This window comes from Kaistella sp. (assembly GCF_049588135.1).
Lineage (GTDB): Bacteria > Bacteroidota > Bacteroidia > Flavobacteriales > Weeksellaceae > Kaistella.
Window position 1 is genome coordinate 1 of record NZ_JBAVFG010000067.1, and the last position, 11,635, is coordinate 11,635.

Annotated in this window: 11 protein-coding genes; 3 read left to right on the top strand and 8 right to left on the bottom strand. The window is 35.4% G+C overall.

From position 1 onward, the window contains the following. A partial coding sequence (locus WBY99_RS03575; protein ID WP_423974966.1) for an AAA family ATPase occupies window positions 1-1,159 on the top strand: 1,159 nt, incomplete at its 5' end. Between the two features lie 111 nt (window positions 1,160-1,270). After that, a complete protein-coding gene (locus tag WBY99_RS03580; RefSeq protein WP_423974967.1) occupies window positions 1,271-2,179 on the top strand; it encodes an RES domain-containing protein in 909 nt (302 codons plus the stop codon). Between the two features lie 98 nt (window positions 2,180-2,277). On the opposite strand, the gene WBY99_RS03585 is transcribed toward WBY99_RS03580, so the two are convergent. The 7 genes from WBY99_RS03585 to WBY99_RS03615 form a co-directional block, all read right to left on the bottom strand. Then, window positions 2,278-4,671: an aldehyde dehydrogenase family protein gene (locus WBY99_RS03585; RefSeq protein WP_423974968.1), complete on the bottom strand. Its 2,394-nt coding sequence runs from the start codon at window positions 4,669-4,671 to the stop codon at window positions 2,278-2,280. A gap of 256 nt (window positions 4,672-4,927) precedes the next feature. Beyond that, window positions 4,928-5,890 (bottom strand): deoxyribose-phosphate aldolase, encoded by a 963-nt coding sequence (deoC, locus tag WBY99_RS03590; RefSeq protein WP_423974969.1) that lies wholly within the window; start codon window positions 5,888-5,890, stop codon window positions 4,928-4,930. Between the two features lie 203 nt (window positions 5,891-6,093). Beyond that, window positions 6,094-6,564 carry an Lrp/AsnC ligand binding domain-containing protein gene (locus WBY99_RS03595; RefSeq protein WP_423974970.1) on the bottom strand — a complete coding sequence of 157 codons (471 nt, stop codon included), beginning with the start codon at window positions 6,562-6,564 and terminating at the stop codon, window positions 6,094-6,096. 38 nt (window positions 6,565-6,602) lie between these two features. Next, window positions 6,603-7,562 carry an endonuclease gene (locus WBY99_RS03600; protein ID WP_423974971.1) on the bottom strand — a complete coding sequence of 320 codons (960 nt, stop codon included), beginning with the start codon at window positions 7,560-7,562 and terminating at the stop codon, window positions 6,603-6,605. Window positions 7,563-7,611: 49 nt separating this feature from the next. Beyond that, window positions 7,612-8,286: a tRNA (guanosine(37)-N1)-methyltransferase TrmD gene (gene trmD, locus WBY99_RS03605; protein ID WP_423974972.1), complete on the bottom strand. Its 675-nt coding sequence runs from the start codon at window positions 8,284-8,286 to the stop codon at window positions 7,612-7,614. Further along, a complete protein-coding gene (locus WBY99_RS03610; RefSeq protein WP_423974973.1) occupies window positions 8,283-9,545 on the bottom strand; it encodes an NAD(P)/FAD-dependent oxidoreductase in 1,263 nt (420 codons plus the stop codon). The genes trmD and WBY99_RS03610 overlap by 4 nt, the downstream gene beginning before the upstream one ends. Before the next feature lie 99 nt (window positions 9,546-9,644). Then, window positions 9,645-10,001 (bottom strand): T9SS type A sorting domain-containing protein, encoded by a 357-nt coding sequence (locus WBY99_RS03615; protein ID WP_423974974.1) that lies wholly within the window; start codon window positions 9,999-10,001, stop codon window positions 9,645-9,647. A 123-nt stretch (window positions 10,002-10,124) separates the two neighbouring features. On the opposite strand from WBY99_RS03615, the gene hemB reads away from it, so the two are divergent. Further along, window positions 10,125-11,117: a porphobilinogen synthase gene (hemB, locus tag WBY99_RS03620; protein WP_423974975.1), complete on the top strand. Its 993-nt coding sequence runs from the start codon at window positions 10,125-10,127 to the stop codon at window positions 11,115-11,117. A 67-nt stretch (window positions 11,118-11,184) separates the two neighbouring features. Here the strand turns inward: hemB and WBY99_RS03625 are convergent. Next, on the bottom strand, window positions 11,185-11,635 hold a 451-nt coding region (locus WBY99_RS03625), incomplete at its 5' end, for a nitroreductase family protein (RefSeq protein ID WP_423974976.1).

The window sequence follows — 11,635 nt, forward strand, 5'->3', positions numbered from 1 at the left end:
GTTTGAGGCTTTCTCGCTGTTAGAAAATTATTTGGATCGGTTAAAATCATCAAAAAAGAAAGTTATTTTTATCGACGAATTCCCTTGGATTGCCACCGCAAAATCAAAATTTCTAACTGCATTCGAAAACTTTTGGAATCATTACTGCACCAAAAGAGATGATTTAATTATCGTGATTTGCGGTTCTGCGGCTTCCTATATGTTGCAAAAAATCATCAGAAACAAAGGCGGACTTCACAATCGTATCACCCAACAAATCAGATTATTGCCCTTTAATTTACAAGAAACCGATCTTTTTCTGAAAAGTCGAGGCATTCGATATACGCAATATGACGTTGCACAAATTTATATGATGATGGGCGGCGTTCCGCATTATTTGGAAAAACTACAAAAAGGATTGAGTGTGGCGCAAAATATCGACCAACTTTGTTTCTCGAAAGACGGATTACTACGCTATGAATTCGATCAATTATATGCTTCTCTGTTTGATAATTCGGAAAAACATTTAGCCATTATCAAAATTCTGGATCAATGCAACAAGGGAATTACCCGGCAAGAACTCCTCGAAAAAAGCAAAATAGCAAGCGGCGGAGATTTTTCTTTGAAATTAGCCGAACTTACAGAATCTGGTTTTGTGCGTGAATATGCATATTTCGGTAATAAAAAACAACTCACCCTTTATCGTTTGTCGGACGAATATTCTAAATTTTATTTGAAATTTATTCAAAACAATAAAGATAATGGTGCAGGAACTTGGCAACGATTGCACAAAAGCCAAAGTTATATTTCGTGGTCGGGATTTAGTTTTGAAACAGTTTGTTTGAAGCATGTTTCTCAAATTAAAAAAGCACTTCGGATTGATGCAATTTATTCGGTAAACAGCAGTTGGTTTAATGCCAATGCACAAGTTGATTTGCTCATCGATCGTGATGACAACATCATGAATTTGTGTGAAATGAAATTTTGCAACTCCACTTTTTCGATTGAAAAAAAATATTACCTCAACCTGAAAAATAAGATTTCGGAATTGCAAAAAGAAACTGCAACATCAAAAAACATATTCCTTACAATGGTTACTACATTCGGATTAAAAGAAAACGAATACAGCAACGAATTAGTTGAAAACACTATTGAATTGGGAGATTTGTTTTCGGAATAAAAAATTATAATCCGCCAAAACTATGTTTTTTAATGAGTTTTGGCGGGTTATGAATAAAAATAATTAAGACGAATATCATGAATTTGGTGAGTTGAAAAGTATTTTGCATATTTGGATGCAAATCATAATTGTATGGATCAGCACGAGACAGATTTATTTAAACATAGAACACCACCAAATCTATTTGATTTAAAGAAAAATATCCAAAGATTCGAATCTTTGGATTTGTCTATAATTTCGTATGAAGATTTGAAAATGCAACTTGACGAAATTTTCCCAATAATTTCTTTTACTCCAGTAATTTGGGATGAAAGATATCATATTTTTAGAGCAAGAGAAAACAATAACAATTCTTTGCAGAAACCCTTCAACTTTATTTCTGAAATTGGAATGCCGAAAAAAGCAAATTCTTTTGGAAGAGCCAATATTATTAATCAACCGGTTTTTTATGGTGCTCATCAAGTAGATTTAGCATTATTTGAATGTTGCCAAAATTTAGGAGCTATGGATATTAAGAATTTTACAATGGGAGTATGGAAAGTAAAAAAAAATCAGATATTAAATTTAGTTATTTTAAATCCAATCGAAGAAGTAATTAATAAAAGGAAATCTTTTGAAGAACTAGCGAATAATATAAATAATAATTTAAAAGATTTAAAAACATTAGATAAGGAATATAAGGAATTAACTTCTGAATTTTTCTCAAAACAGTTTGCAAAAAGCACAATTAAGCAAAATGATGATTACAAAATCTCGGCATATTTTTCAAATTATGTACAAGATTTGGAAAATTGGTCACCAAAAAAATTTGATGGCATTATATATCCAAGTGTTGCAAACAAATTTAGAGGGGAAAATGTTACTGTTTTTAAAAATAGTTTGCACAAAATTGAATTTACAAAAGCATTATCATTAACTTGTTGCAATTATGATTATGAGAATGAAACTTTAACAAAAGGAATTTTTGCGGAAGGTTATCAATTTGGGGACTCAATCAGATGGAAAAATAACTACAAATAATATGGTATTGCCAAAATTCTATTTTGAAGTTATTCAAACTCTCTCAATAAAAAACCACGAAAAAAATCTCGTGGTTTCCATTTTATATTTTAAAAAATCTACGCTCCATAAGGAATCCAAATATTCTTGATTTCTGTAGCGTGTCTTAAAAACTCTTGACCTTCACCATGTTTTGGATTCAGCCAGTTTCTGTATTTACCAAAATTTACCCAAGAACGTTTCATAGAATCAGTGGATAACAATTCGATATTCTTACTTCCTACTGCACTTCCAAAATACCAGATTCCTTCTACATTATAATGCTTGGCAAGTTCATTGGCTAATTCTTCTTTGGGTCCGGTGATGATATTTACCGTTCCGGCAGGAACATCTGACGTTTCTAAAATCTGATAAAAATCGGTTGCCGAGAACGGATGCTTTTCAGATGGAATTACTACTACTCTATTTCCCATCGCAATCGCAGGAATTACCGTAGAAATAAATCCTAACAACGGATTTTCGTCCGGACAAACAATTGCCATCACTCCAATTGCTTCTGGCATTGCTAAAGTCACCATCCGTTGAACGGTTGAATGTGCTGCACCGTCGTATTTATCGGCATAAGCGGCGTAAGTATAAATTCTTTCGATTGATTTTTCAACCTCATCTTTTGCAGATTCTAAAGATTGATTCGTCATTTCCACAATTCTTTCTGCGAATTCTTCTGAACGAATCGCTAAATTTTCTGCGATATAATATAAAACTTGTGCTCTTGCATGCCCGGTCATTCCGCCCCAAGATTTCTCTGCATGAGCTGCTTCCACGGCATTTCTGATGTCTTTTCTGTTTCCTTCCGAAACTTCGCCGATATATTCTCCGAAAGCATTCGTAATTTCTGTGCTGTAACCTCCATCTGGACGAGCTTGTTTTCCGCCAATATACATTTTAGTCGTACGATCGATTTCTGCTAAAGTATTTTTTGATTTTTTTGAATCTTTCGGTTTTTCAGTTTTTGGCAAAATTGGTTTTGATGCAAATTCGTCTTCAATTCTCGGTTTCATGTATTCATACAAACCTTCTTTTCCACCTTCTCTTCCGAAGCCAGATTCTCTGTAACCACCGAAACCAGACGAAGCATCAAACTGATTGGTGCAATTAATCCAAACGCTTCCTGCTTTTACTTTTGGTGCAACATCTAAAGCCAAATTAATATTTTCAGTCCAAATACTTGCCGCCAAACCATATCTTATATTGTTCGCCAAAGCCACCGCTTCATTGTGAGAACGGAAAGTCATCGCCACCAAAACCGGTCCGAAAATTTCTTCCTGCGCAATCGTAGAACTCGTGGAAACATCGGTAAACAAAGTAGGTGGATAAAAATATCCGTTTTTCGGAACTGCGTTTTTCGATTGATAAATCGTACAACCTTCTTTCACGCCCAATTTCACCATATCGTCGATGGTTTTGAATTGTTCTTTAGAAACAATTGCGCCCATATCGACCGCTTTATCCATCGGATCACCGATTCGGAGCGTTTCCATTCTTGCTCTTAATTTTTTATAAAATTTCTCAGCAACACTTTCCTGAATTAAAAGTCGAGAACCTGCGCAACAAACCTGTCCTTGATTGAACCAAATTGCATCTACAATTCCTTCAACTGCAGAATCTAAATCTGCATCTTCGAAAACAATGAAAGGCGATTTTCCGCCTAATTCAAGGGATATTTTTTTGCCAGATCCGGCAATTTGTTTTCTTAAAATTTTTCCCACATCGGTAGAACCTGTGAAAGCGACTTTCTGAATCTCTTTGTGCCCAACCAAAGCGGAACCGGCAACAGTTCCTCTTCCGGTGATGATGTTCACAACGCCTTTCGGAAGTCCCACTTTTTCGCAAATTTCTGCAAAAAGCAAAGCGGTTAAAGAAGTTAATTCTGCAGGTTTCAAAACAACGGTATTTCCCATCGCCAAAGCCGGAGCAATTTTCCATGCGAGCATCATCAATGGGAAATTCCAAGGAACGATTTGTGCGATAACGCCGACTTCTTTATAGTCTTTGAATTCGGTATTCATCAATTTTGCCCAACCTGCGTGATGGTAAAAATGTCTGGCAACAATCGGAATATCAATATCTCGGGTTTCACGGATGGGTTTTCCGTTATCTAAAGTTTCTAAAACTGCAAAAAGCCGTGAGTTTTTCTGAATTTGACGAGCGATTGCGTACAAATATTTTGCACGTTCGAATCCACCGATTGCAACCCATTCCGGAAGTGCTTTGTTGGCGGCTTTTACGGCTTTGTCCACATCGGTTTCGTCTGCATCTGCGATTTTTGCCAAAAATTCTTTGTTGGAAGGATTATTGGAATCGAGGTGTTTTTTGGAGTTTGGTTTCATCCATTCTCCGCCGATGAATAAATCAAAACTTCTGTTATGATTTTCTAAAAATTCCACAGCAGAAGCTGCGCTTTCGGGAGCGGGACCGTAAACCATGGTGTCGTATATTTCTTTGATTTCCATTATTTTGATTTGATAATGTGCTGATTTGGCAATGTGTTAATTAACCACAAAAGACACAAAAGTTTTATTTTTTCAAGGTTTCCAAAAGAGCAAAAAAATGATCTGAATTTACGCTGTTAGAAAACTCATTATTTATTGTTATAACCTTTCTTAATTTCTAGTTCTCACCTGCGTCCCGACCTGAGTGGAGCTCTTTTTGCGAAACGAAGTGGAGCAAAAAAGCGGGAACGGAGGGCGGAAAAAGGCGCCCAAATAATTAAGCCATCGGATGTCTGAACCCTGCGCTGTATCGTCCGGTTACGTAATGTTCTAACTGTCTCTCGATATCACCTAATAAGGAACTTGCTCCGAATCTGAACAAGTTTGGAGTTAACCAATCGTTGCCCAATTCTTCTTTAATTAAAATTAAATAATCCAAAGCTTGTTTTGCTTTCTGAATTCCACCAGCTGGTTTGTAGCCGACTTTCACGCCGGTTAATTCGTAATATTCTCGGATACAACGGATCATCACCAAACTCACCGCCAAAGTGGCGTTCACCGATTCTTTCCCGGTGGAAGTTTTAATGAAATCTGAACCCGCCATCATTGCGACCCAAGAAGCTTTTGCTACTTTGGTGTAAGTCGGGATTTCGCCGGTTGCGAGGATGGTTTTCATGTGTGCATCGCCACAAGCTTCACGACAAAGTTTGATTTCGTCGTAGAGTTCTTTCCATTTCGATTCTAAAACCAAATCCCGGGAAATAACGATATCGATCTCTGTTGCTCCAGCTGCGACTGATTTTTTAATCTCTGTGATTTTTTCATCTAGGGAAATTTTACCTGCCGGAAATCCTGTAGAAACCGCCGCAATTGGGAGGTTTGTTCCCTTCAAAGCTTCTTTGGCGAAAGGAATTAAAGTATGATAAACGCAAACCGCACCCGTTGTGAGATTGGCATTTTCCATTCCTAATTTTTGCAAAATATCTTCACGAACGGGATTCAACGCTTTTTCACAAAGTCGAAGAACATTTCCGCGCGTATCGTCGCCTGCCAAAGTCGTCAAATCAATCATCGAAATTGCCTTCAAAAGCCATGCTGCCTGAAATTCTTTTTTCACACTTCGTCTTCCGGGAAGCGTATTTACACGGCGTTCGATTGCGCTTCGGTTGAGATTAATACCATCGAAATATTTGGTATTGAAAGGCAATCCCTCATTCCTTGCCTCACTGTGATTTTCCATTGAAATTGTCTGCTTTTTTTCTAATGTTTTTTGCATGGATTATGATGTTATATTAGAAAATATATTTTCATTAATTATAGAATGTAAATTTAGCCAATTATCTGCAAATGAATGTTAAGGTTTTTGAAAAAAAAGGGAACAAAAAAGCACACTTCTAAAGAAGCATGCTTTTTTATAGATGGCAATATTACCGATAATCGATTTTACACCTTAAGCTGTCTGTTGATACTTTGTTCTAAAGAGATAAAAGTTTCTGTTCTGGTAACACCTTTTAATTTTTGAATCTTATTAAGAATTTCCATCAAGTGATCGTTATCTTTACATAAAACCTTAAGAAATATCGTGTAATTTCCTGTGGTATAATACGCTTCCACTACTTCATTTATTTCATTGAGCGCTTTGATTGCATCATGGTAATGACTGGGTTGTTCTAGAAAGACTCCAATAAACGACACCACTTTGAAACCTATTTTTCGAGGATTTAGAAAAGAGATGGAATTTTCTATTACGCCCGCCTGCTCTAATTTTTTTATTCGCTGATGCACAGCTGTTGTGGAAATCCCAACGTTTTTTGAAATATGAGCAAGAGATGTTTTCGCATTATCCATCAACATATAGATAATCTCTTTATCTATCTTATCTAAATGATATTCGGCATTAATTGCATTTTTCATTTTAAAAGAATTTTTCGGTTTAATTTTTTTTATTAAAATTATACTGGTTTTTTTTCTAATACCGTCAAAATAGGAAAATGATCGCTATAACCACCTAAATACCTTGACCCAGCATACGTTCTGAAAGGTCGTCCTGCAAATTTCTTATCTCGATTACTTAGTTTTTCGTGATTAAAGACTTTTGTATCTTTAAATTGAAGCGGGTAATTGGAATTAAAAAAATCAGTGGACAAAATCATCTGGTCAAAAAGCAAGCCATTTTTATAATGAAATGTAGAAAATTTTTCGTTTTTGAATAATTCGTAGGAGGGGTTCACTAGAATTTCATTAAAATTATTGTCATAATTAAAATTAACTATCATTTCTTCATCGGGGTTTTCATTGAAATCACCAATGATTATCACCGCTTCTTTGTCAATTAAAATTAAGTTTGAAATTTTTTGATGCAGATCTTTGAGAATATATTCGCGTTTGGGTTTATTAATATCTTTTTCTCTTTTCGAAGGGAGATGAAGAACAAAAATATTCATAATCATTTGTAAATATTTCACTTTGCAAAACAAAACATCTCTAGTCGTATCATAATATTCTGAATCTTTAGTTTCGACAGCGAAGAGATAAGAAATAGGTTCGGAAGAAATAATTTCGATTTTACTTTTATCATATAAAAGCGCCACATCGATTCCCCTCTCATCCATCGACTCGTAATGTACAATTCCGTAATTGGAATTAAATGGGTCTAACTTCACCAATTCCTCCAAAGGTTTTTTACCCTGAACTTCGGATATGCCAATCAACATAGGCAAAGAATTTTCCCTTTCAAAGATCAATTGAAAAACCTGCGCAATTTTAAAAAGTTTGTTTTGGTATTTTCTTTCATCCCAATTTTGCAGTCCAGATGCGGTGGGATCTAATTTATGCACCCGTGGAATATCGGGACAAAATAAATTTTCTACATTATAGAAAGCAATTACTTCTTTTTCATCTTTATTTCTCATCCTAAAAATTAACTGCTCTTTTATACTTCGTGAAAATAAATGATTATGCTTAATCTAAAATATCTGGTCTTCTTTCTAAAGTAATTTTTACGGCTTGATCGTGTTGCCATTCTTCAATTTTTTTCGAGTGACCACTAAGCAAAATATCGGGCACTTTCAAACCTTTGTATTCGGAAGGCCTTGTGTAGATTGGTGGTGAAAGCAAATTGTCCTGAAAACTATCGGTTAATGCAGATTGTTCATCATTTAAAACTCCCGGTAATAATCGAATGATAGAATCAGCTAAAACACACGCCGCCAATTCGCCACCGGTAAGTACATAATCGCCGATTGATATCTCTTTTGTAATATGAAGGTCACGGACTCGTTGATCAATTCCTTTATAATGACCACACAAAAAAATAAGATTTTTCTTTATAGAAAGCGTGTTTGCAATTCTTTGAGTTAATGTTTCACCATCTGGTGTGAGATAGATAATTTCATCATAATCACGTTGGGTTTTTAATTCAGAAATACATTTATCGATGGGTTCAATCATCATTACCATTCCTGCACCACCGCCATAAGGTTCGTCATCGATTTGTTTATGTTTTCCGATACTCCAATCTCTTAATTGATGAAAGTGTACTTCTGCTAAATCTTTCTGCATTGCTCTTTTCAGAATTGAAGCTTGAAAAGGACTTTCCATTAATTCTGGTAAAACACTTATAATATCTATTCTCATTGTTCTGTATTGTTCTTTTTATTAGGAATAATTATTAGCCTTAATGAAGAATCTCTATTAATATAACTCCACATCCAATTGAAGAAAACCGCCAGTTTATTTCTTACACTCAAAATAAGCATCAAGTGCAAAAACATCCAAAAAAACCAGGCAAAAAAACCTTGGAATTTAAAATTAGGTAAATCAACCACAGCGCGGTGTTTCCCAATAGTTGCTAGACTGCCTTGATCTTTATACTCATATTGCTTCCAATCTTTCTCAGAATTTTTGAGAAAATTTCTTGCCAAATTTTTCCCTTGATTAATAGCAACGTTTGCTACCTGAGGATGACCTGCTGGATATAGTGGTGTTTCCATGTATGCGATATCTCCAATCGCAAAGATATTATCATAACCAAGAATCCTATTATAGCGATCTGTTTTGAATCTGTTTCGAACTATTGTTTCAGGATTTAAACCATCAATAATATTACCGATAACTCCTGCGGCCCAAATTACATTATTCGATGGAATTGTTTTTCCACTTTTCATGTAAACTTTGTCACCATCATAATCAGTCACCATTTCGTCTTTCATAAAAACAACTCCCAACTCTTTCAAATATTGGGCAGATTTCTTTTGTGCTTCTTCACTCATTACGCCCAGAGGCATCTCTGTAGAACTTATCAAAACAATTTTTAAATCATCAAAATTCATGTGAGGATAATCGCGTGGCAGAATATCTTTTTTCATTTCTGCAAAAGCTCCTGCCAGCTCTACGCCTGTTGGTCCGCTTCCCACGATAACGATATTCCAATTTCCGTCATCACTGCGTTTTCTTTCAATAATTAATTTCTCAAAAGTCAGCAAAACGTGATTCCTAATCGCAATTGCTTCTTGGGTATTTTTCATTCCAAAAGTTAGATGCTCCATTTTAGCATTGCCAAAGAAATTAGTTTTGCAACCAGTCGCAATCACCAATTTATCATAAGTAAATTCTGCTTCTGCGGTAATAATTTTATTTTGCTCAGGAATAATTTGTTGCACTTCGGTTAAGCGAAATTGAATATTGCGAGAACGCTGGAAAATCTTCCTGAAAGGAAATGAAATATTACTGGGCTCGATTCGTCCACAAGCAACTTGGTAAAAAAGCGGCTGAAACATATGATGATTCACTTTATCGATGACCATCACTTTTTTCCTTTTATTGTTAAGTGATTTCGCCAATTGAAGTCCGGAAAAACCACCACCAATAATTACTATTTTTTCGCGTACTTCCATTAATATAAAATTAAGAATTTTTTCATCAAAGCCTATCGATATTGTGCATATATAACATCATCAAAAAAAAAACCTTGAAGAAACTCCAAGGATTATATTTTATTGTTTTACGATCTGTGTGACTTTCTGAGTATCGTCACTTAGAACATACCTCATTAAATATTTACCTGGTTTAAGTTTATCTAAACGAATCTCTTCAGAATTTTTATTAATTTGATATTCTGCAACTTGAATCCCTAAAATAGAATAAAAAGTAACCGACTTTATTCTTAAAGATGCATCTTTTGACTTTACAATTATAAAATCACGAGCAGGATTAGGATATGCAACCATTACCCCATCATCTGATTTCTGATTGGTCATCATCGAAACTCGATCAACAGACTGCGCGGAAACTTTTCCCGAAAGCACTGTTAAACTGCCGACAAATATTACTAAAAATAATAAATTTTTCACCTATAACAATTTTATTTTGACATATATCCTTACAAAAGTAAGAAATTCTATTTGAAATTCAATAGCTTTTTCGCAAAACTATATTTAAATTTGCAGTCGATAAATCAAATACCATTCCAAAAAATGATCATCTATTCAAGAAACCGAAGATTAAGAGCAAATGCCGCTATCAGAGCACTTGTTCAGGAAACTACACTTACTACTAATGATTTTGTCATGCCCATTTTCGTCATGGAAGGCATAAACAAACAAGAACCTATCTCCTCGATGCCTGGAATCTTTAGGCGAACGTTAGATCTTACGGTGAAGGAATGTCAGGAATTATTTTCTCTTGGCGTAAAAGCAGTCAATTTGTACATGAAAGTATCTGAGGACTTGAAAGACAACACCGGAAAAGAATCATGGAATCCAAACGGGTTGATGCAAAACACCATTAAAGCAATTAAAGATGCAGTCCCGGAAATGGTGATTATGCCTGACGTTGCTTTGGATCCTTACTCGATCTACGGTCACGACGGAATTGTCACTAATGGAAAAATCGACAACGATGCAACTAACGATTCATTAGTGAAAATGTCAGTTTCATTAGCAGAAGCGGGAGCAGACATTGTTGCGCCAAGCGATATGATGGACGGAAGAGTTGCAGCAATCAGAACTGGTTTAGAAGAGAGCGGATTCACTGATGTTGGAGTTCTGAGTTACGCTGCGAAATATGCGAGTTCATTTTACGGACCTTTCAGAAGTGCTTTAGATTCAGCGCCAGTCGATAATCAGGAAATCCCACAAGACAAAAAAACCTATCAGATGGATTTTCATAATTCCAGAGAAGCCATTGATGAAGTTTTAAAAGACGTTGCTGAAGGTGCAGATATTATCATGATAAAACCCGGAATGCCTTATTTGGATATTGTTTCGAAAGTTCGTGACCTCATCGATTTGCCGATTGCAGTTTATAATGTTTCTGGCGAATATGCAATGCTAAAAGCCGCTGCACAAAACGGTTGGTTAGATAACGACAAAGCCATCATCGAAAGTTTAACGTGCATCAAACGTGCAGGAGCAGATATGATTTTCACTTATGCGGCGAAAGAAGCAGCAATTTTATTAAATCAATAGAAAAATTTAAATATAAAAAAAGAGTTTCTAGGTAATAGAAACTCTTTTTTATTTTCAACAAATTCGGTTATACTTTTCCTAAATAAAATAAACCGATACATTTCTGATTTTCTTCTAAACCAAGAAATTTACCAAGATGATTAATCATTCCCGGCGTGCTCCAATAACAACCGATTTGGTTTGCCGTTGCAGTAAGATACATGTTTTGAACGCCCATCGCTGTTGCCGCTATCTCTTCCCATTCCGGAACCAAACCGCTTAAATTCACACTGATCGTAATGATCGCATTTGACATTGCCACTTTATCGGAAATATCCAAATACTTCTTTTCAAGAAAGTTTTCGGGATTGGCGGTCTGTTTATAAATTTCTGCCAATTTTTCTCCTAACTGATTTTTTTCTTCACCACGAAAAACTTTTAATCTCCACGGTTTTGTTCGCTTATGACTTGGTGCAAAGTTCACAGAATTCACAATTTCAAAAAGAACCTCTTCCTTAATTTCCTCCGTCGTATATGAT